The organism is Paraburkholderia kirstenboschensis (assembly GCF_032806925.1).
Classification (GTDB): Bacteria; Pseudomonadota; Gammaproteobacteria; order Burkholderiales; family Burkholderiaceae; genus Paraburkholderia; species Paraburkholderia kirstenboschensis.
Map to the genome: position 1 here is coordinate 913,303 of NZ_CP136513.1, position 20,088 is coordinate 933,390.

The 20,088-nt window shown below is 60.8% G+C and carries 28 protein-coding genes; all 28 read left to right on the forward strand.

Going from position 1 to position 20,088, the window contains the following annotated elements; genetic code table 11:
- Positions 1–39: 39 nt before the first annotated feature.
- The 28 genes from RW095_RS26790 to RW095_RS26925 all read left to right on the forward strand — a co-directional run bounded on the left by RW095_RS26790 (position 40) and on the right by RW095_RS26925 (position 20,085).
- Positions 40–699 carry a hypothetical protein gene (locus RW095_RS26790; protein WP_317021841.1) on the forward strand — a complete coding sequence of 220 codons (660 nt, stop codon included), beginning with the start codon at positions 40–42 and terminating at the stop codon, positions 697–699.
- Positions 696–1,028, forward strand: coding sequence for a DUF3310 domain-containing protein (locus tag RW095_RS26795; protein ID WP_317021842.1), 333 nt, complete (start codon positions 696–698; stop codon positions 1,026–1,028). The genes RW095_RS26790 and RW095_RS26795 overlap by 4 nt, the downstream gene beginning before the upstream one ends.
- The gene (locus RW095_RS26800; RefSeq protein ID WP_317021843.1) at positions 1,028–1,468 is read left to right on the forward strand and encodes a hypothetical protein; all 441 of its coding nucleotides are present in this window, start codon (positions 1,028–1,030) and stop codon (positions 1,466–1,468) included. The genes RW095_RS26795 and RW095_RS26800 overlap by 1 nt, the downstream gene beginning before the upstream one ends.
- A complete protein-coding gene (locus RW095_RS26805; RefSeq protein WP_317021844.1) occupies positions 1,465–1,800 on the forward strand; it encodes a hypothetical protein in 336 nt (111 codons plus the stop codon). The genes RW095_RS26800 and RW095_RS26805 overlap by 4 nt, the downstream gene beginning before the upstream one ends.
- Positions 1,797–2,045 (forward strand): hypothetical protein, encoded by a 249-nt coding sequence (locus tag RW095_RS26810; protein ID WP_317021845.1) that lies wholly within the window; start codon positions 1,797–1,799, stop codon positions 2,043–2,045. Before RW095_RS26805 ends, RW095_RS26810 begins: the two co-directional genes overlap by 4 nt.
- Positions 2,042–2,293, forward strand: a complete 252-nt coding sequence (locus RW095_RS26815) for a phage portal protein (RefSeq protein WP_317021846.1) — start codon at positions 2,042–2,044, stop codon at positions 2,291–2,293. Before RW095_RS26810 ends, RW095_RS26815 begins: the two co-directional genes overlap by 4 nt.
- 26 nt (positions 2,294–2,319) lie before the next feature.
- Positions 2,320–2,895 carry a hypothetical protein gene (locus tag RW095_RS26820; RefSeq protein WP_317021847.1) on the forward strand — a complete coding sequence of 192 codons (576 nt, stop codon included), beginning with the start codon at positions 2,320–2,322 and terminating at the stop codon, positions 2,893–2,895.
- A gap of 142 nt (positions 2,896–3,037) precedes the next feature.
- Positions 3,038–3,235: a YodC family protein gene (locus tag RW095_RS26825; protein ID WP_317021848.1), complete on the forward strand. Its 198-nt coding sequence runs from the start codon at positions 3,038–3,040 to the stop codon at positions 3,233–3,235.
- 605 nt (positions 3,236–3,840) lie between these two features.
- The gene (locus tag RW095_RS26830) at positions 3,841–3,999 is read left to right on the forward strand and encodes a hypothetical protein (protein ID WP_317021849.1); all 159 of its coding nucleotides are present in this window, start codon (positions 3,841–3,843) and stop codon (positions 3,997–3,999) included.
- Entirely contained in the window at positions 3,996–4,325 is a 330-nt protein-coding gene (locus RW095_RS26835) for an HNH endonuclease (protein WP_317021850.1), read from the forward strand. Before RW095_RS26830 ends, RW095_RS26835 begins: the two co-directional genes overlap by 4 nt.
- A 181-nt stretch (positions 4,326–4,506) precedes the next feature.
- Positions 4,507–4,992 (forward strand): terminase small subunit, encoded by a 486-nt coding sequence (locus tag RW095_RS26840; RefSeq protein WP_317021851.1) that lies wholly within the window; start codon positions 4,507–4,509, stop codon positions 4,990–4,992.
- 3 nt (positions 4,993–4,995) lie between these two features.
- The gene (locus tag RW095_RS26845; RefSeq protein ID WP_317021852.1) at positions 4,996–6,654 is read left to right on the forward strand and encodes a terminase large subunit; all 1,659 of its coding nucleotides are present in this window, start codon (positions 4,996–4,998) and stop codon (positions 6,652–6,654) included.
- On the forward strand, positions 6,651–8,006 hold the full coding sequence (locus tag RW095_RS26850) for a phage portal protein (RefSeq protein WP_317021853.1): 1,356 nt from the start codon (positions 6,651–6,653) through the stop codon (positions 8,004–8,006). The genes RW095_RS26845 and RW095_RS26850 overlap by 4 nt, the downstream gene beginning before the upstream one ends.
- Positions 8,003–8,746, forward strand: a complete 744-nt coding sequence (locus RW095_RS26855) for a head maturation protease, ClpP-related (protein WP_317021854.1) — start codon at positions 8,003–8,005, stop codon at positions 8,744–8,746. Before RW095_RS26850 ends, RW095_RS26855 begins: the two co-directional genes overlap by 4 nt.
- Before the next feature lie 93 nt (positions 8,747–8,839).
- A complete protein-coding gene (locus RW095_RS26860) occupies positions 8,840–10,096 on the forward strand; it encodes a phage major capsid protein (RefSeq protein ID WP_317021855.1) in 1,257 nt (418 codons plus the stop codon).
- Between the two features lie 72 nt (positions 10,097–10,168).
- Positions 10,169–10,447: a hypothetical protein gene (locus RW095_RS26865; protein WP_317021856.1), complete on the forward strand. Its 279-nt coding sequence runs from the start codon at positions 10,169–10,171 to the stop codon at positions 10,445–10,447.
- 3 nt (positions 10,448–10,450) lie between these two features.
- Positions 10,451–11,125 (forward strand): head-tail connector protein, encoded by a 675-nt coding sequence (locus RW095_RS26870; RefSeq protein ID WP_317021857.1) that lies wholly within the window; start codon positions 10,451–10,453, stop codon positions 11,123–11,125.
- Positions 11,125–11,466: a phage head closure protein gene (locus RW095_RS26875; protein WP_317021858.1), complete on the forward strand. Its 342-nt coding sequence runs from the start codon at positions 11,125–11,127 to the stop codon at positions 11,464–11,466. The genes RW095_RS26870 and RW095_RS26875 overlap by 1 nt, the downstream gene beginning before the upstream one ends.
- Positions 11,459–11,830, forward strand: a complete 372-nt coding sequence (locus tag RW095_RS26880) for a DUF3168 domain-containing protein (RefSeq protein ID WP_317021859.1) — start codon at positions 11,459–11,461, stop codon at positions 11,828–11,830. Before RW095_RS26875 ends, RW095_RS26880 begins: the two co-directional genes overlap by 8 nt.
- 68 nt (positions 11,831–11,898) lie before the next feature.
- Positions 11,899–12,540: a phage tail tube protein gene (locus tag RW095_RS26885; protein WP_317021860.1), complete on the forward strand. Its 642-nt coding sequence runs from the start codon at positions 11,899–11,901 to the stop codon at positions 12,538–12,540.
- A gap of 44 nt (positions 12,541–12,584) precedes the next feature.
- Positions 12,585–13,004: a hypothetical protein gene (locus RW095_RS26890; protein ID WP_317021861.1), complete on the forward strand. Its 420-nt coding sequence runs from the start codon at positions 12,585–12,587 to the stop codon at positions 13,002–13,004.
- 5 nt (positions 13,005–13,009) lie between these two features.
- Entirely contained in the window at positions 13,010–13,300 is a 291-nt protein-coding gene (locus RW095_RS26895) for a phage tail assembly protein T (protein ID WP_317021862.1), read from the forward strand.
- Entirely contained in the window at positions 13,300–13,734 is a 435-nt protein-coding gene (locus RW095_RS26900) for an HK97-gp10 family putative phage morphogenesis protein (RefSeq protein ID WP_317021863.1), read from the forward strand. Before RW095_RS26895 ends, RW095_RS26900 begins: the two co-directional genes overlap by 1 nt.
- A complete protein-coding gene (locus RW095_RS26905) occupies positions 13,727–16,864 on the forward strand; it encodes a phage tail tape measure protein (RefSeq protein WP_317021864.1) in 3,138 nt (1,045 codons plus the stop codon). Before RW095_RS26900 ends, RW095_RS26905 begins: the two co-directional genes overlap by 8 nt.
- Positions 16,864–17,205, forward strand: coding sequence for a phage tail protein (locus RW095_RS26910; protein ID WP_317021865.1), 342 nt, complete (start codon positions 16,864–16,866; stop codon positions 17,203–17,205). The genes RW095_RS26905 and RW095_RS26910 overlap by 1 nt, the downstream gene beginning before the upstream one ends.
- Positions 17,206–17,210: 5 nt before the next feature.
- Positions 17,211–18,665, forward strand: coding sequence for a tail fiber domain-containing protein (locus tag RW095_RS26915; protein ID WP_317021866.1), 1,455 nt, complete (start codon positions 17,211–17,213; stop codon positions 18,663–18,665).
- Positions 18,662–19,342, forward strand: coding sequence for a phage minor tail protein L (locus RW095_RS26920; protein WP_317021867.1), 681 nt, complete (start codon positions 18,662–18,664; stop codon positions 19,340–19,342). The genes RW095_RS26915 and RW095_RS26920 overlap by 4 nt, the downstream gene beginning before the upstream one ends.
- The gene (locus tag RW095_RS26925; RefSeq protein ID WP_317021868.1) at positions 19,342–20,085 is read left to right on the forward strand and encodes a C40 family peptidase; all 744 of its coding nucleotides are present in this window, start codon (positions 19,342–19,344) and stop codon (positions 20,083–20,085) included. The genes RW095_RS26920 and RW095_RS26925 overlap by 1 nt, the downstream gene beginning before the upstream one ends.
- Positions 20,086–20,088: the final 3 nt, after the last annotated feature.

A 20,088-nucleotide genomic window follows, 5' to 3' on the forward strand; every position in this document is an offset into this window, starting at 1 on the left:
GAGGGCGCCGCGTCGCATCAAGATGGAGGGGATCAAGTAATGGCCGGCAAGTGGACCGCCGCAGAGAATGCGCTGCTGGCAGAAATAGCAAACAGCGACATGTCGTTGTGCTCCCAAATGCACCGTTTCCCTGGGCGCACTTGGGATGCCGCCAGGACGCACGCCAGTCGCATCGGTATTTCCCTGCGCGCTGCTGAGGCATGGACGCCTGAAGAAGTGCGGATCCTGAAGAAGATCTGGCGCGGTAACGAGTCGATCAAAGCCGCTGTTGCGCGCCTGCTTCCACACCGCGGCTACTTAGCCGCTCGGGGCGAGGCGCAGCGTCTAGGTATTTCTGGGTGCAAGGCACGGACCGGGCGCACTGGGTATTCGTGGGTAGCGCGGGCGTGCGAAGAGATCCTGCAGGACGGCCAACGCCTTTCGATCATTCAGCTTGCGGAGCGCACCGGGGCATCGCGCAATGCCGTACATAAGGCGCTCGTTAAGTTGCACGGCGGCAAGTTCCGGGTCGGTGAGTGGGCCCGATTCTCAACGTTCGGGTGCAATGCGGGATTGTGGGAGCTAGGGAGTGGGCCGGATGCGCCGCGGCCTCCGCGGAAGTCGGCATCGCGCGCCAATCGGGAAGCGAAAGAGCGGCGAATGATCCGAGCCGGTCAAGGCAATCCATTCTTTTCAATTATGAATCAGGTGGCCGCATGAGTCTCAAGGGAAAAGTAGTCGTTTGTGGTTCTGGCCACGTCTGCGCACGCGCCGAACTATGCATAGCCGGTAACACGTGCGCAGAAGACGGCAAGTCGCCGACGATTCGGGACCATGCGCCGCCGGACAGCGTCAATCACCCGAAGCATTACACCCAACACCCTAGCGGCGTCGAGTGCATTCAAATTACGGAGCATATGGGCTTCAATCTCGGGAACGCGGTCAAGTACGTGTGGCGCGCTGACCTGAAGAGCGACGCGGTCGAGGATCTGAAGAAGGCGCGCTGGTACATCGACCGCGAAATCCAAAAGCGCGAGAAGGCCGAGTGATGTGGAACTCGACATTCAAGAAGCCGGGCAAACGAATCGAGCGCAAGCCAGCCAAGAATCAGCTCGACCGCAACACACAGACGCTGGCGCGCAAAGCCGCGATGAAAACGCAACGCAAGCGCGTCACGATCGCCGACGGCGCGAAGTATCTCGCGGCGTGCCGCGGCGAACCGTGCTACCTGAATGTGAAGTGCCAATGGACGGATTGGGCGGATCCGACAGTTGTCGATTGCCATTCGAATCAGTCGAAACACGGAAAAGGCATGGGTGTGAAGTCCAAGCATTGGTTCACTGTGCCGGGTTGCGCAATCTGCCATGACTGGCTGGATCGCAGCGGCGCGCCATTCGAAGAGAAGTGTGAGGTGTTCGACGATGCTCTCGCGCGATGGGAGCCGGTCCGCGCTCGAAAGATGGGACTGGAAATGCAGGAGGCCGCTTGATTCTGCAGGTGTTGATTCCAGACGGCATTGGTTACCACAAGCGGCGTCAAGGCATGGGCGTTGTGACGACGTATCAGCGGTACCGCCCAATCACGACGACCGTTTACAAGGTTTTCGGACCCGCGCGGCGACTGGATCGTGATCTGCCGTCGATCTACGTGCACGCATGGATTCCTGAACATCACCGGGCCGCAATCACAGAAAATGATCCGGGCTGGGTGGAAGAGGGCGTGTTCGTATGCCGCGCGATAGTGAAGGACAACCAGCGCACCTTGGCGTCGTTTCTCGCCAGTGGCGATCTTGAATGGGACGTGAGGGAGCAAACAGCATGAGCGAGATCAAGTTCAACACTGCGCGCACCAATACGCAGACGCATCGCGCCGTGCTTGGCGTCGACGAAATCAAGCAGATCCTCGCGCGCGAAGTCTGCGCAGCCGCTGATGTGCCGATGGACGCCGATAGCACCCGCGTGAATGTTCAACTGAGCAGCCGCATGGGCAATTACGGTTCTGAGTATGAAGCGATCGTTACCGTGACCGTCGATTACCAAAAGATGCCGACGGCGAGTGAAGCATGAGCGCACACGCATACATCCAATACGCCGACGTGCCTGATCCACTGATCGCGTCCAGCCGGCAACGCGTCGACGACAACGGCAGCGCGAAGCTGATTTCGTTCGACGGCTGTCCGCTCGTGGGGCAGATCGACCAACTCAGCAACGGGCGCTTGCAAGTCGAATTCCCGTGGCCGCGTGCAGTCGAGTTGCGAAGCTCACTCAGCGACTGGCTGACCTATCACGGCATTAATTTCACGGTGGTCATGTGACCGATTACCAAAAACACAAGGTGACTATGCAAGCCATCCAACACGAAGGCATTTTCAAGAGCGCGCACGAGGCGATCGTGTTTGCATGCAACTACACGTCACAGCAGTACGCGATGTCGCCGATGGCTAAGCTGCTGCAGCGCGGCGCGCATGGTAGCGGGCGCGGGCTGGTCGGTCTGGATGGCGCAGCGCAGTCGGGCATGGTGTTCGCCGAACTAGACGCCCTCGACTACCTGCAGATGCTCATCTTGGTGGCGAAGAACTCGCCGCGAAAAGAGCGCTGTGAGTGCAAGCACGCGTGCTGCAGCGGCTGGAAGGCAAATCCGATCTATCGCGACGCCGTGAGCCAGATCACCGAGCTGGTGATGCCTGCATTGGGCAGCGCATTTTCATTCCGTCGGCATCGGCATGCCGTCGTCGATAAGTACTTCGGCGAAAAGCACGACATCAAGTCAATCGCCGAAGATCTCGGCATCCCCCCGCGCACGGCTGATCGGCACGCTTCGTTGATCCGAAACTTCCTGAAGGATGCAGAGAAAGACGCGTGGACAAAATGGTACGAGCGGCTCGACGAGGCGGGCATGCTGTTACAAACCGCTTGACTGGCGGAAAACGCCGTCATATCATCCATTTTCATATACCGTACCATTGGTGCGAACAGAGCCTGCAAAGCGAAAGCTGAGCGGGCTTTTTCGTTTCGTTGACTTCGATTATTCTTGCATCTCCACAAAAACGGAGGTGTGTGTGAGTGAGATCAAAGCAGGCGACGTCGTCGTCCTGAAAAGCGGCAGTCCTTTGTTGACAGTTGCATTTGTGAACGGACACGATGTCCGCTGCCAATGGTTCGATCAGAAGGATCTGAAGCAGGGCGATTTCATGGCACAGTCGCTCAAGCATCCGGAGAAGGAATCGGCCGGCAGCCTTGCGAGTCGGCTGGCATAAGGCTGGGAAAATCGTTGTCGAAGCCCGCCAGGTGAAAGCCAGCGGGCTTTTTGCTATTCTGAGTGTGAGCGGCGCGCGAATGCGCACGTATGCAGAAACGAGGGAGCGACGGACGAGCCGGGCGCATCAAGTGCGTTCGCCCGATCTCCCTGCCAAAGAAAAGCTGCAACGTTGCTCGACCCGCTCACTAGGCCCGCACGGTTCGCGCCGCGCGGGCTTTTCTCGTTTACTTGTCTCTCGCTGCAATCATCGCATCTGCTTGTGCGTAGGCAGCGTCCGCCACTTCGTCTTGAATGGTTCTGCCCGGGCCAGTTGGGCGCGTGCCGCCCGGAACTCGCCCGATGATGGCAGGAAGTGCGGCCGCAGCGAAGTAGTCCCGCAAGGTCATACCCGCAGCGCCTGTAGGCCGGACCTGTCCGTTCTGCAATAGAACTTCAGGCACCGGGAAAGCTGGTCCGCCGTTTGACATTCGTTTTCTCCTTTTGTGTGCCGGCCCTTCCGGCGCAACGATTCTACAGCCGCTTTTGTCGTCGCTGTCTCCGCGTGTGGCTTTGCGCCAAACCCTTAACCGGCTTGGCGCTTTTTCTATTCAATGGGTGCATCACATGGCGCAAACGCAGGTAAAGCTCAGCCTTACGTTCGCGTGGTGGCTCAAGCCATACATATATGTGCTCGCGATCTGCGCTGTGCTCGCTCGCGCACGGCCCGACGCAGACAAACTGGCAGCGATCGTCAAGCGCGCGATGCGCGTCACGGTGCGATGAGCCGCAAGCTCACCACGCTGAAGCCACGTGTGCCAGCAGCGAACACAAACCGCTTGCCGGTGCTCGAAGCCAAGGCAGGCACGACGCCTCGCGTGCGTGGGCGCAAATGGGTGCAGATGCGCCAGCGCGTTGCAGTCGATCAGCAGTTCAAGTGTCAGGGTTGCGGATGCGTGTGGTTGCCGTGGCGCGATCAGGTCGACCACCACGTGCCGCTCGAGCAGGGCGGCAGCAACGACGACAGCAACCTCAACCTGCTGTGCGATGACTGCCACAAGGTCAAGACGGCGAGCGAAGCGAAGGGCCGATCAGCAGAAGGCGCGCTGTAGCGGGCTGGCTTGCGATGGGTTCGAGCTGCACCAAGAGCAGCACGGCAGGCCGTCACAGCCCCGCCCGGCGCGCCGCAGCGGCGTCGAGGGGGTGGGGGCATCGAAACTCTAGCGTTCCGCATGACGGGAAACCGACCGTTCTCTCACGCGCAGAATTTTTCCCCTTTTGGAGCTTTTGTTAATGGCTTTTAACAGCAAGAAACGGCTCTTCGCCGATGCTGTTTTAGCCGGGAAGTCCAATAAGGACGCGGCTATCGCGGCTGGTTACAGCGCCGCGACCGCGTCGGCGGCCGGATCGCGACTTGTTAAAGACAAGGACGTGGTCGCGTACCTGGCCGAGCGCCGAAAGAAGGGGGCGCCGCGCGCAGAAGCGCAGCCGACAGAAACCGACAAAGCGATGACGGCGGCAGCGGTCTCGGCAGGCTTCGACCTGAATACGATCCTGACTTTTTCGGATCCCAAGGCGTTCCTGCTCGCTGCCATGAACGACCAGAACACCGAGCCGAAGCTGCGGATCGACGCCGCCAAGACACTCATGCCGTTTGTCCATGCCAAGGTCGGCGAGGCCGGTAAGAAGGACGCGAAAGCGGATGCAGCAAAGAAGGTCGGCGCCGGCAAGTTCGCGGCGACGGCTCCCCCGAAGCTGGTGGTGAACAACCGGAAGTGATCGATGGAATGGAAGACAAGCTGCCTCGACTGGGCCGACCGGCTCAAGCGTGGCGAGTCCATCATTCCGCCGCCCATCTTCCCTGAGCAGGCCGATCAGGCGCTGGCGATCTTCAAGCAGTTGAAGATTGTCGATGCGCCAGGCAGCCCAACGTTCGGCGAGTCGTGCGCGCAGTGGGTCTTCGACCTGGTGGCGTCCATCTTCGGCGCGTATGACCCGGAGAGCGGGCGCCGGTTGATCACCGAGTGGTTCATTTGCCTGCCCAAGAAGAACTCGAAGTCGACGATTGCGGCCGGGATCATGATGACCGCCGTCATCCTCAACTGGCGGCAGTCTGCAGAGTTCGCGATTCTGGCGCCGACGATCGAGGTCGCGCAGAACAGCTTCAGCCCCAGCCGGGATATGGTGAAGCACGACGAAGAGCTCGACGAGCTGCTTCAGGTGCAAACGCATATCAAGACGATCACGCACCGCAACAGCGGCGCGACGCTGAAGGTGGTTGCAGCCGATTCGAATACCGTCGGCGGGAAGAAGAGCGTCGGAACGTTGGTCGACGAGCTGTGGCTGTTCGGGAAGCAGGCGAACGCCGAGAACATGCTGCGCGAAGCGATCGGCGGGCTGGCTTCGCGGCCCGAAGGCTTCGTCATCTATCTGACGACCCAGTCCGACGATCCGCCGGCGGGCGTGTTTCGCCAGAAGCTGCAGTATGCGCGCGACGTGCGCGACGGCAAGATTGAAGACAAGCGCTTCGTGCCGGTGATCTTCGAGCACCCGCCTGAGATGGTGGCGAGCAAGCAGCATCTGAAGGTCGAAAACCTCGGCATGGTCAACCCGAACCTCGGCTATTCGGTTGATCAGGAGTTCCTCGAGCGCGAGTTCAAGAAGGCGCAGACCGAGGGCGAGGAATCGTTCCGCGGCTTCCTCGCAAAGCATGCAAACGTCGAAATCGGCCTTGCGCTGCGCTCTGATCGCTGGGCCGGTGCGGAGTTCTGGGAGCGTTCCGCTCTGGCACCGCAGCTGTCGCTGGAAGACCTGATCGAGCGCTCCGAAGTGATCGATGTTGGGATCGACGGTGGCGGCCTGGACGACTTGTTGGGGCTGGCGGTAGTCGGTCGCGAGCGTTCTACGCGGCGTTGGTTGCTCTGGACGCATGCCTGGGCGCACCCGTCGGTGTTCGAACGACGCAAAGAAGTCGCACCGACGCTGCGCGACTTCGAGAGAGAAGGCGATCTGACTGTTGTTGAGCAGATCGGCGATGACGTGCGCGACGTCGCTGAAATCGTCGCGACAATCTATGCGTCGGGTCGGCTCGATAAGGTCGGCGCAGATCCGGCCGGCATCGGTGGCGTTCTTGACGCGCTAGTCGAGGCGAATGTGCCCGAGGAACTGGTTATCGGTATTTCGCAAGGCTGGAAGATGTCCGGCGCAATCAAAACCACTGAGCGAAAACTTGCCGAAGGCGTCCTCGTGCACGGCGGTCAGCGAATGATGGCGTGGTGCGTTGGCAATGCGCGCATTGTGCCTGTTGGAAATGCCGTGAATATCACAAAACAAGTCAGCGGGACGGCAAAAATCGACCCACTTATGGCGAGTTTCAACGCCATTACCCTGATGAGTCTCAATCCGCAGTCAGCGCCAACACCGGGAATCGTGATCCTATGAGCGAAGCATTCAAGGCTGCACAAGCGAAGGCCCGGTTGCCTGGCTCCGCTGTGCTCAACGCCTGGCGCGCTCAGCATGGCCCCGAGACGACGGGCCGCGTGAACAACCTGAACGAGACGCGCCAGAGCCTGACGGTGCAGGAGTTGGCGAACATCATCGGCGGCGGCGCAATCAGCAATGCCGGCCCGGTCGTCAACGAGACGACCGCGATGAAGGTGTCGGCGGTGTACGCTTGCGTCGCGCTGATCGGCGGCGCTATTTCCACGCTGCCGCTGCCGATCTATGAGCGCACGCCGGACGGCCGGAAGCGAGTCGAGCACCCTTATTGGTGGCTGCTGAACGAGCAGCCGGAGCCAGACATCTCGTCGGCGGTCTTCTGGGAATACATGGTCGCGGCGCGGCTGTTCTACGGTGACTGCTTCGCTGAAATCATTCGACCGTCGTTCCGGAGCAACGCAGTAAGCGGGTTCAAGGCTCACCATCCCTTGCGCGTGTTTCCGTTCCGCGACAGCAAAGGCAGCCTGTTTTACCGTGTTCAGCCGCTGGTGGGTGCCGAGTACGTACTGCATCCTGCCGACATCATCCACATTCCAAGCCTCGGCTATGACGGCATCCGCAGTCCGAGCCCGATCACCTATGCTGCGCGCCAGTCGATCGGCACGTCGCTTGCCGCGAGCGAGTACAGCGCGCGCTTCTTTTCGAACGGCGCCAGACCCGACTTTGCTCTGAAGACCACCGGCAACCTGACCGAAGAGCAGGCGAAGCTGCTGCGCGCGACATGGGGCGAGCGGCACAGCGGCGTCGCGAATGCGCACCTTCCGGCAATCCTCACGGGCGGGCTGGAGGTGCAGCAATTGACGCTGTCGGCTGTCGATTCACAGATCCTCGCGACGTCGAGCTGGAACCTCGAGGAGATCTGCCGTGTGTTGGGTGTACCGCCGTTCATGGTGGGCAGCACTGAGAAATCGACGTCATGGGGCACCGGTCAGGAAAACATGGGCCGCGGCTTCGTCAAATACACCCTCCTGCGCGACCTGCGCAAGTTTGAGCAGGAATTCAATCGCAAGCTGTGGCCGGTCCGCCAGAAGCTCTTCGTCGAGTTCGACGTCTCCGGCATCGAGCGCGGCGACCTGAAGACGGAAAACGAGGCGCTACGCGTTGCGCTCGGCCGTGCAGGCGAACCGGGATGGATGACGACCAACGAAGTCCGCCATATCAAGCTGCTGCCTCCGATCGCGGGCGGCGACACGGTGAATAGCGGCGTGTCGACTACGGCAACCGCAGTCGCGACGCCGGCGGCACCAGAAACGGCTCCGGCACCGAGCCAGCAACCCGACGAAGGAGCAACATGAGCAAGCTCATCAAGCTGCTGGCGAAAAACCGCCGGCCAGCGCAGCCACGAGCGTTTGACGTGCAGGGCGAAGACGTCACCATTTACATTTACGACGCGATTGTCGCCGACGATGACACGGCGGAATGGTGGGGCGGCGTCTCCGCTCAAACACTCGTGCCGCAAATTCGGGGCATCAAGGGCGGCACGGTTCATTTGCGCATTAATTCCCCCGGCGGCGACGTGTTCGCGGCGCAGGCGATCGTCGCGGCGATCCGTGATACCGGCGTGAAGGTGGTTGCTCACATCGACGGCGTCGCGGCGAGCGCGGCGACCGTGATCGCGTCGGCGGCCGATGAAGTCGAAATGTCGGACGGCGCCATGTACATGATCCATTGCGCCTGGACTGTCGCCATCGGAAATTCTGCTGACCTCGCGGCCACGTCGGCGCTGCTCGACAAGACCGACGGCGTGATTGCTGGCCAGTACGCGAAGCGCAGCGGCAAGAGCGCGGACGACATGAAGGCACTCATGACCGCCGAGACATGGTTCACGGCCGAAGAGGCTGTCGAAATCGGCCTCGCCGACCGCGTCGCTGAGAACGCGCCGAGAGCGCAGGCATCGTGGGACTTGAGCGCCTACGCCAATGCTCCGAAGCCTCAGGCCAACGCCGAGCCGGAGCACGTCGAAGCCATTACGGCAGAACACCGTGAGCGTCAGCAGCAGCGTATGCGCATGCTGAATCGCATCAACCATCAGTGACGCGCCTCGCGCACCTGAGAACTGCCGCCTGAGGGCGGTTTTTTTTTCGTCCTAACGACCTGCGCGAGCGGTCATCCCTGTCAGGAGATTCACATGAAGCTGCAACAACTGCGTGAACTGCGCAATTCGAAGGCGAAAGAAGCCAACGAGATCAACAACAAGTTTCCCGCCGACCAGCGCATGCCGTCCGCCGAAGCGGAGCGCATGGATTCGATTCTGGCCGAAATCGAGGCCATCGACGGCGAGATCGCCCGCGAGAACCGCCGCGCGCAACTAGCCGCAGAAGATCCGGCTGCTCAGCATGCCGCAGCCATGAACGCAGCGACGCGCACGCCCGGTGCGCACGGCGATGAAACGCGCGCTCTTCGCGCATTCATGGCTGGCGGCATTTCGAACATGGCTGACGAAGACCGCGCGCGCATGCTGGCACGCCAGACGCCTGACATCCGCAATGCGATGTCGACGACGACGACCACCGAGGGCGGCTTCACGGTGGCGACCGAGTATCAGCGCTCGCTCGAAATCGCCATGAGGGCATACGGCGGCATGCGCGCAGTAGCGCACGCGATTCGCACCGCGACGGGCGCGTCGATGAATTTCCCGACGACCGATCCGACCGCCGAAGTCGGCGAAATCGTCGGCCAGAATGCGCCGGTTACGGGTCTCGATACGACGTTCTCCAACATCTCGATGGACGTCTACAAATACAGTTCGAAGAAAATCGCTCTGCCCTTCGAACTGGTACAGGACTCTTTCATCGACATCGAGGCATACATCCAGAGCTTGCTGGCGATGCGTCTGGGCCGTATCCAGAACACGCATTTCACCACCGGCACCGGCACGAACCAGCCGCGCGGCCTGATTACGGCCGCCAACACGGGCAAGGTCGGCGCCACCGGCCAGACGCTCACCGTGGTCTATGACGATCTTGTCGACCTCGAGCATTCCGTAGACCCAGCATACCGTAGCCAGCCGGGCGTCGGCTACATGATGCACGACTCGTCGGTGAAGGTTATCCGCAAGATCAAGGACAGCCAAGGCCGTCCGATCTTCGTGCCGGGCTACGAGGCCGACGCCATGGTCAACGGCGGCGCACCTGATCGCCTGATGGGCCGTCCGATCTACATCAACCAGGACATGCCGGTGATGGCGGCGAACGCTGAATCGATCGCATTCGGCCAACTGTCCAAGTACGTCATTCGCGACGTGATGGACCTGACGCTGTTCCGCATGACCGACTCGGCATTCACGCTGAATGGTCAGATCGGCTTCGTCGGTTTCCTTCGCACCGGTGGCAACCTGATCGACGCCGGCGGCGCCGTCAAGACCTACGCGAACTCGGCGACGTAATCGGTAAGCCGTCTTTCGGTTCGGTTAGCGGCGGGTCTCGGCTCGCCGCGTCACCTCTCTCAGGAATCCATCATGGCAAAAATTCAAAGCGCGCGAGCCCGCGTGTTGGCCGATCATGTCGGCTTGGGCATCAAGTGCGGCCAGCTCGCCGAAGGCCCGGAAACCGTCATCAAGGCGCTGGCGGCCGCTGGCGTGGTCGACAACCACGAGGATGCTGTCGCGTACGCGTCCAGCAAGGGCGCCCCCGTTGTCGTGCTTGAAGACCCCGCCGCGGCCGCCGAGGTCGCCGCTGCGATCTCGGAAGAGAAGCAGGCCGACGCGGCTGACGGTTCGCAGGCAGCGGCAAGCTAAAGCATGGGCATCAGACTGACGCAGGCGCCGGCAGAAGAGCCGGTCACGGTTGACGAGGCGAAGCTGCATCTTCGCGTGACCGGCTCCAGTGAAGACACGCTGATCGCGATGCTGATCAGTGCCGCGCGGATCCACGCCGAAAACGTGTGCCGGCGCGTCTTCGTCACGCAGAAGTGGGACCTGTTCCTCGACGCGTTCCCGTACTACACGTACTACGGCGTGATCCCAGGGTATGTTCCGGTCGATCAGCTGCCGTCCGCATGGATGACCATGCGCAATTACGCCGTGCGCTTCCGCGGCAGCAAGATCGACATTCCGTTTCCGCGCCTGCAGTCAGTCGACGCTGTGAAATACATCGATCCGAACGGCGTGTTGCAGACGATGGGCCCGTCCGCATACGTGGTCGACGCGATCAGCGAGCCGGGCGTCTTGACGCCGAAGACCGGCACCTATTGGCCCGACACTGAAAACACGACTAACGCTGTCCAGATCAGCTTTACCGCGGGTTATGGCGATGCTGTCGATGTGCCGGCCGGCATCAAGTCGTGGATCTTGCTGCGCGTCGGCGCGCTGTATGAAAACCGCGAAGAGGTGTCTGTCGCGACGCGCGTCACGGTTCAGGAATTGCCTTACGTCGACACTCTGCTCGATCCGTACCGGATCATGGGTTACGCCTGATGCGCGCCGGCGAACTTCGTCACCTGTTGACATTCCAGGCGAAATCTACGGCGCAGGACGAGTTGGGCGAGCCTGTCAACGTGTGGACCGATGTCTTCACGTGTTGGGGAAAGGTTTCTCCGACCACCGGCCGGGAGCGGCTCGCCGCACAGGCTGTTCAGTCATCCGTGACGCACTCGGTGACTGTGCGCTATGCGCCGCAACTCGCGAATCCCAAAGACGTAGCCGCGATGCGCATCGTCTTCGGAACCCGCATTTTCGACATTCACGATTCAATCAACGAAGACGAGCGCAACCGCATGGTCACGTTGATGGCGGAAGAAGGCTTGAACAATGGCTAACTCAGCAGAGGCCATTGTCTTCGCTGCGTTGAAGGCACTCGTGCCGAACGGGGATGGCACGTTTCGCGTGTATCCGGACGTGGCGCTAACGGGCGCGCCTCGACCGTACATCACCTATCAGGCTGTCGGCGGCCAGTCGCCGAACTACCTTAGCAACAACGTTGATCTGCAGAACGCCCGGATGCAACTCAACGTGTGGGCGGACACGCGCACGGCGGCGACGACGCTCATGCAAAGCGTGATCGCCGCGCTGACCGCGCCCGCCGTCAAGGCAGTGACGATCGGCGCGCCGGTTAGCAACTACGAGCCAGATACAAAATTGTATGGCTCGCGCGAAGACTTCTCGATCTGGTTTTATCCGTAACGCCGACCACCGCTTCTTTTTCCACCACGACCCGCCCTGAGCGGGTTTTTTCATTTGTGAGGTCTTAAATGACAAGCACCGCGATTTCCGCTCAGGGATCGACCCTCGCTGTGTCCGGCTCGGCCGGCGTGGCAAAGAACATCACCGCGATTGCTCTCGGCTTCCCGACTATCGTGACCTCGACGGCGCACGGTTTCGCGAACGGTGACATCGTGACGCTGGCGGGCCTGACGGGCGCAGATGCCGCGTTGCTGAATGGCCAAACCGTCGTCATCAAGAACGTCACGGCGAATACCTTCGCGGCGGACATCGACACGACCGGCAAGACCGTCACTGCGGCGGGCACAGCAACGCCGGTGTCGTGGACGCCGATCAGCAACCTGAATAACTTCAAAGGCTTCGACGGCCAGGCCAACGAAATCGACAAGACGAACCTGTCGAGCACGGCAAAGGAATTCATGCTGGGCCTCCAGGACTTCGGCCACTTCACATTTGACGTGGACAAGGATTTCACCGATCCGGGTCAACTCGCATGCGACGCGGCGAAGCGCGCGGGCACGCTGAAGAATTTCAAGCTGACGCTGCCGAACACGAAGACCGCAACGTTTAGCGGCTACGTCAAGAACAGCCCGCTCGATGGCGGCGTCGATCAGATCCTGAAGACGACCGGCGTCTCCATCCGCATCACCGGCGACGTGGTCTACGCGTAAAGCGCGGCCGCAGTCCTTTCACACTGAACCACACTGGATTTAACGTGCCCATTCTCAGCAAAGAAACGAAAACCGCAGTCCTCAGCGCCGCTCACCTCAAGACGGAAACCGTCGACGTTCCCGAGTGGGGCGATGGCGTCACTGTCATTGTGTCGGAAATGTCGGGCCTCGCCCGCGACGCGTTTTACGCGAAGCGCGAGGCAGGCAAGGTTCCCATCAGCGAGTCGCAAGCCAGTCTGCTGCTTGCAACCGTCGTCGATGAATCGGGCGCGCTCGTGCTCGACGAATCTGACGTCGCGAACCTGCGCGCTCAGGGAACTGCCGCCATTGATCGAATCGCCAACGTTGCGATTCGCCTCAACGGCATGCAACCGGCTGCTGTGGAGGATGCGGTAAAAAACTCCGCAGCCGCCCCGAGCGGCGATTCTGGCTCCAACTCAGCGTCGACTTCGGCATCCCAGTAACCGAGTTGCAGCAGCGCATCACAAGCGCGGAGTTCGTCGAATACATGGCCTCGTACCAGCTTGACCGGCGCGGTAGCCATTACGACGATCTCCGCGCGGGCACGATTGCGTCGATGCTCGCGAACATCAACCGCGATGTGAAGGTCCGCAAAGATCCTTTCGGGCCTCTCGACTTCATGACGTGGAATGAGCATGCACAGCAGGCCGCGGTAGACGTAGAGCCGGTCTTGCTCGACGACCCCGAAGCGCAATCAACCCTGCTGTTATCCATGATGTTCCCGAGCAAGGCGAACTGATGGGAAAGAGCTTCAGCATCGAGAACCCTGAGGCCTTGACAGAGGCGCTCCGGGGACTGGACGGAATAGCGAGCGAGCCGGTTTTGCGGCAGGCCGCAGTTGCCGGCGCGCGAGTCTATTTCGAAGAAATGAAGGTCCGCGTTCCAGTGGGCATTCGCTCCTATGAGCGCAAAGGCACCAAGATTTACCCCGGCTTCCTTCGCGACCATCTGCTCATCGCATACGACAAAGAGCAATCCGTCGAGGGGCGGATTGCTTCATACATTGTGACTTGGAGCAAAGACGCGTTTTATGGGCGCTTCGTCGAGGCGGGCACGTCAAAGATGGCCGCACAGCCATTCTTGCGGCCGTCTTTCGACGCGAAAAGAACGGCCGCGGCAGAGGCGGTGGATGCGGTTCTGCTGAAGAAAATATCGGAGCTAACTGGTGGCTGACAAAGAGACGTTGATTCGAGTTTCGCTCGATGCTACTGGCGTTGAATCCGGAGTGGAGCGCGCGCGGCGCAGCATGGATGCGTTCATCGCGTCGCAGGAAGCGGCGGCACAGCGCACGCAGATCGCGCAGGCGGCGATAGCTGAGGCGAACTCGAACGGCAGCAAGGCAAGTGAGCGCGCGATCAACTCGCTTGTGCAGCAAGCGGCGAAGATGGCCGACACGTACGGCATGAACTCGCGCCAGTTGCTCGCCTATAAGGCGTCTCTGCTTGGCGTCTCCGATGCGATTGCGCCGTACATCGAAAAGATGAATGCGATCGACGCCGCGAATGGCCAGGTCGTCGGATCGACGGCGGCTGTCGGAGAAACGGCCGAGGCCGCTGCCGCGCGCATTTCCGCCATGGTTGCGGCCTCGCTCGAGGCTACAGCCGCGCTGAATAGCCAGAACGACGCGGCCGAGCGCTACGCGGCCAGCGTCGACGCCATGGCCGCCGCGGCGACGGCGGCGGAGCGCGCGAATACCGGTATCGCGACCTCGGCCCGGACCGCTGCGACTGCGCAGGCGGCAGTGACGGCAGAATTCAAGGCTGCCTCCACGACCATCGGCGCAGAGGCGGAAAAGGTCGCCGAGGCACTCGGCCGGCAACTGACCGCGCTCACCGCGACTCAGGCGCAAATGGTCGAGTATGACGCGCAGATGGCCGGATTCACCGAAGCCGAGACGGCGCAGGTCGCGGCGATCGCCAAGGAAATCGAATTGCGCAAGCAGCAGATTGCGCTCGGCGAGGAAATGGCAGCAATGTACGCGGTGGAGGCCACTGCCGCGCACGGCGCAGCGGGCGCTACGGCTGGTGTTACTGCGGAACTAGGGGTGCTGGGCCGCGAGGCGGCGAGCGGCAACTTCACGCGCCTCGCCAGTTCGTTCACGCGCTTCCTGTCGCTTGCCGGCGCACTCGATCTGCTGCTCAATCCGCTTTCGCTGACCATCGCGGGCGTCGGCGCTGCCATGTATATGGTGGCGAGCCAGAACGAGAAGATGAACGAAGCGCTGCTGCTGACCGGCGGCTACGCAGGCGTGACGACCGACCAGCTTCGCAACATGGCGACGGCGGCGACGGCGGGCGGCGCGACGTTCAACACCGCGGCTGAAGCCGTCACAGAATTGGCGATGACCGGCCGGCTCACCGGCGAAGAAATCGCAAATCTTGGCCGGTCGGCGGCCGACGCCGCGACCTACACGAGCGTGTCGGTGAAGCAGATGGTGGACGATTTCACCAAGCTCGCCGATGAGCCAGTGAAAGCCTCGGTGAAGTTGAACGACCAGTATCACTACCTGACCGCGGCGACTTATGACCAGATCGCCGCGCTCGAGCGTCAGGGCGATGCAACCGGCGCAGCGAAAGTCGCGGTCGAGGCCTTCTCTCAAGCGATGGACGATCGCACGAAGGAAATCGCGGCCAACGAGGGAATCATTCTCGCGGGTTGGCGCGACATCAAGGCGATGATCAACGGCGCCATCGAGGCAGTTGGCTCGTTCGGCGCAGCGGCGACGCCCGGGCAGGTCGTAGCTCGCCTGCAGGACAACAAAACTGCCCGGCTGCCGATCGGACAATGGTCGTCGGAAGACGAGGCGGAACTTCAGAAAGCTATCGCCGCGCGCGACGCAGCGATCAAGGCTGCCCAGGACAAGGCACGGGTCGAGCGTCAGAATCAGCAGACCATCGACGCAAAGCACGCGTACGATACGTTCAACCAGCAGTTCGCGACGCCCGCCGAAAAGCGCGCCAAAGAAATCCAGAAATACCTCGATACGATCGCCGGTCCGCTAGGGTTGAGCGCTGAGCAGCAGCTTGCCGATGAGGCAAACATCGATGCCAAGTACAAGGACCCTAAGACGCCCAAACCAAAGGCATATAAGGATGATGCTGGCGAGCGGATGCTGCAGCAACTTCACGACCAGCAGGCCGCGCTCGAGGCGCAGTTATCTGTCACTGGAAAGCTGACGACTGCAGAAGGTGAACTCGCGAAGTTGAACCAGCAGATCAGCGACTGGAAAAACAAGACGCTCACGCCGCAGCAAGCAAGCCTCGTCAAGGACCAGGATGCCATCCGCGCGCAATTGCAGCGCAACGTCGAGCTCGAAAAAGAGATCGCGCATCGCGAGCAAGTCGCAAAGTTGCAGGAGCGGTCGGCACAGATTGACGCTTCCATTGCTAGCTACCAGCGGGGGCAGAACGATCAGTACGGACGACAGCTTGACGCATTTGGCATGGGATCCGACGCACTGAAAAATGTGCAGGCTGTGAAGTCGATCTATGCGGAGTATCAACGCCTGCAGGAGCAGCTGGACAAGGCGACGCCTAAGGATCTCATTGGCGGCGCCGATTACATGAAGGCGTCAGCAGACATCAAGGCCGGGCTGGATCAGTCGCTGCAGGATTACGACGCGTACTACGCTTCGTTGAAGGCGAAGCAGGCCGACTGGACGAATGGCGCGACGGCGGGAATCGCGAACTATATGGATTCGGCTCACAACATGGCGGCGCAGACCGAGTCAGCCGTGACGAACGTCGCCAAGAGCATGGAAGACGCATTTGTGTCGTTCGCCACGACCGGGAAGCTCAATTTCAAGAGCCTGGCCGACAGCATCATCGCTGACATTGTCCGGATGCAGGCGAAGGCCGCGATCTCCGGGTTGTTCAACATGGCGATCAGCGCGGCTGGCAGCTACTTCGGCAATGGCCTTGCGACCTTCGGCGCAAACGTGCAGAGCGGCAATTCACTCGACAACCTCGTCAACAACACCGGCGGCTGGGGGACGGTCCCGGCGCGCGCGAGCGGCGGTTCAGTAGACGCTGGCACGACGTACCTCGTCGGCGAGAAAGGACCGGAGCTCTTTAATCCCGGCACATCGGGAACGATCATCCCGAATCATGCGATCACTTCCTCGAGCGGTGGCGGTGACATCAGTGTAAGCGTGCCGGTGTCGGTCCAGGGTGGCGGGTCCGCTGATGATCAGCGCAACGCAGGCGACCTCGGCATGAAGATCAAGCAGGCGGTGCAGGCCGTGCTTCAAAGTGAGCGTAAGCAGGGCGGCGCTCTCTGGAAGATGCAAAACGGGATCGCGTAATGGCCGACACATTTACGTGGTCGCCCACGGTAGCAGGCACGTCAGGCAGCACGTCCCAGCGCGTCCGCAAGGCGCAGTTTGCCGACGGATATGTGCAACGCGTTGCCGACGGCATCAACAGCAAGTCGTCCAGTTTCAACCTTCAGTTCATCGGGGACGCCGCGACGATCAGCGCAATCATGGCGTTCCTCGATGCGCATTCTGGCGCAATCGCATTCAACTGGACGCCGCTGCTGTGGGCTGCGCCCGCGCTGTTTACGTGTGAGAAGTATTCGCAGCCGACGAGAGATGGCGACGCATACACGATCACTGCGACATTCGATCAAACCTTCGCTCCCTGAGCACCATGACATCACTTCAGAAAGTAGTTCTCGGTACGGCTCCGACCGGCACCGATGGCGATGCCGTGCGCACGGCATTCACGAAAATCAATTCGAACGTCGACGTCTTCAATTCACAGGCCGCGCTCGCCAGCGCAACGGGCATCACTAGCGCACAAGCTCTCACTGTTGCACATGTCGGCAAGCGAATTAATATCGCTCTAGCCTCTGCTGGCGTTATCAATCTTCCGGCCGCGTCAGCCTGCGGCGCCGACAACGTTCTGCTTTTGCGCAATATTGGCGCGACCGTTGTAACGCTGGCGATCACTGCGGGGTCGGGCGATACCGTAGCCCTCTCAAAATTGAATCCGGGTGAATCGGCCCTTATGGATACAGACGGTATCCACGCGTGGAACGTGATTACGCGGGGTCGTAGCAACTCGGATAACGAGGTTGTAAATGGTAACTGTACCGTAGGTGGTAGTGAGACCGTAGGCGGGAACCTGTCTGTAACGGGCACGCTCACGCAAACTGGCCTAGCAACGCTTACAGGAGGCGCGTCTTTCGGTGCGTCCAGCCAAGCCACTATATCTAGCGCGGGAGCTTACAGCGGTACCGGGCTAACACTGACGGGGGCGCAAGCTCGTATTGTCGGTGACTTTTCCAGTGGAGGCAAAAATCAAACACTGCTCCAAACGTCTGCGGCTAACGGCGGAACTACCGTAGGGGCCATTCCAAATGGGACGGGCTCCACGGCGGGCTTCTACTCATGGAACGCTGCGGACCCTACTAACGCTAAGTTTTTAGCGATGTACACTAGTGGTGCGGGTTCTTATATTTACTCCGGTGGTGCCGGTAGTAGCATAAATACGGGCAACCCGCTGTATTTCTTCGTGGCCAGTCAGTCTACTTTCGCCATGATGGTAGACCCGTCCGGGAACGTTAATATTGGACCAAGCCAAACGTCCATTACTCCCGGCCTTACTGTATCGTCCTCGGCAAACTACGCATCGTTAGCAATACGGAATAACCTCGCACCGGCTGGTAAATATTGGTTAGTGGGGCCTAACGCGGCAAACAACATTGTTGTGTTTAACCAGGGCGCGGGCGGGTGCTACATCGTAGACGGCTCGACCTCATGGGCGGGCCAGTCTGATTCGCGCCTAAAGAACGTTAGGAGTAGCCTTACCGGAGTGTTAGACGCGGTAATATCTATTTCCACGGTTCGTTATACGTGGAAGTCGGACGACGACCATGCGGAGGCGTTAGGCGAGGCTAACGATTCCCGTGTACATATCGGCGTCATAGCCCAGGACGTACAAGCGCACTTCCCGGAAATAGTGGATGTAGTTGACCCGGAAAAGGGCTACATTGGGGTGCAGTACCCGCAATTGGCTACGGTCGCCATAGCTGCCATCAAAGAACTGAAAGGACAGCTAGACGCGGCGCTAGCGCGTATTGCTGTGCTGGAGGCCAAATGATTACGGCCGACGTCCAGCAACTTGAGCCGGGCGCGCTTGTCGAGCTGTTCGAGGTCGATTGCACGGCGATCGGCGGCGACATGCTGCGCTTTCACGGCCATCTGCAATCGGCGTTGATCTTCTGGCAGGGTAACGAATACAAGCCATGGCCGATAGACGCGAGCGGATTCGAGCACACATCGGCCTCGCAGCAGCCATCGCCGACACTGTCGGTCGGCAATCTCAGCGGCACAATCTCGGCGCTGTGCGTCTATCTAGCCGACATGGTTGGCGCCAAGGTGCGGCGCCGGCGCACGCTCACTAAGTATCTTGATGCCGTCAATTTCCCGGGCGGGAATCCGACAGCCGACCCGACGCAGGAGATGGCGCCCGAGCTGTGGTACATCGAGCAGAAAAGCAGCGAGACGAACGTCCAAGTCGACTTCATGCTTTCGTCGGCGCTCGACTTCGGCGGTCAGCAGTTGCCCGCGCGGCAGATCGCGCCGACCTGTCAATGGACCTACCGGGACTCTAACTGCGGATACACCGGGACGGCTTATTTCGATGTGAACGGGAACCCTGTTTCCGATCCGGCGCTCGATCGGTGCAGCAAGCAAATCACTACCGGCTGCCAGTGCAGGTTCGGCGTCAACCAGCCGCTCAGCTTCGGCGGCTTCCTCAGCGACACCCTTTCCTGATGAACGAACAGACGAAGAACGCGATCGCGGAACACGCGCTCGCGGAATACCCGCGCGAGTGCTGCGGTCTGATTCTGCTCGTCCACGGTGTCGAGTTCTATGCGCCGTGCCGGAACATCGCCGGCACGCCGTCTGAGCACTTCGTGATGTCGCCCGAGGACTACGCGGCCGCCGAGGATCGCGGCACGATTGTCGCGGTTGTGCACTCGCACCCGGGCGCCGCGGCCCGCCCGAGCGTTGCAGACCGGGCTATGTGCGAAAAGAGCGGCGTCGACAAGTGGGTGATCGTGTCGCTGGGTGTCCAGGCCGACGGGTCCATCGCCGTCGATGACTGGTGCGAGTTTTCGCCAGATGGCTATGTGCCGCCATTGCTCGGGCGCGAGTTCGTGCACGGCTCCGTCGATTGCTACAGCCTTATTCGCGACTGGTATCGCCTCGAGCGCGGTGTTGATCTTCCGGATTTCGAGCGGCCGGACGCGTGGTGGGACGACGGCAAGTCGAACCTGTACCTCGATAACTTCGCGAAGGCAGGTTTCACGAATGTCGGACAGGAAGCTGAGCTGCTTGCTGGCGATGTCGTGCTGATGCAGATCCGCAGCAGGAACGGTGTGCCGAATCACGCTGGCGTGTATCTGGGTGACAACGTGCTCTTGCACCACATGTATGGGCAGCTTTCCCGGCGTACGGTCTGGGGCGGCATGTGGGCGCACTGCCTACGCACGGTGCTGCGTTACAAAGGATAAGCA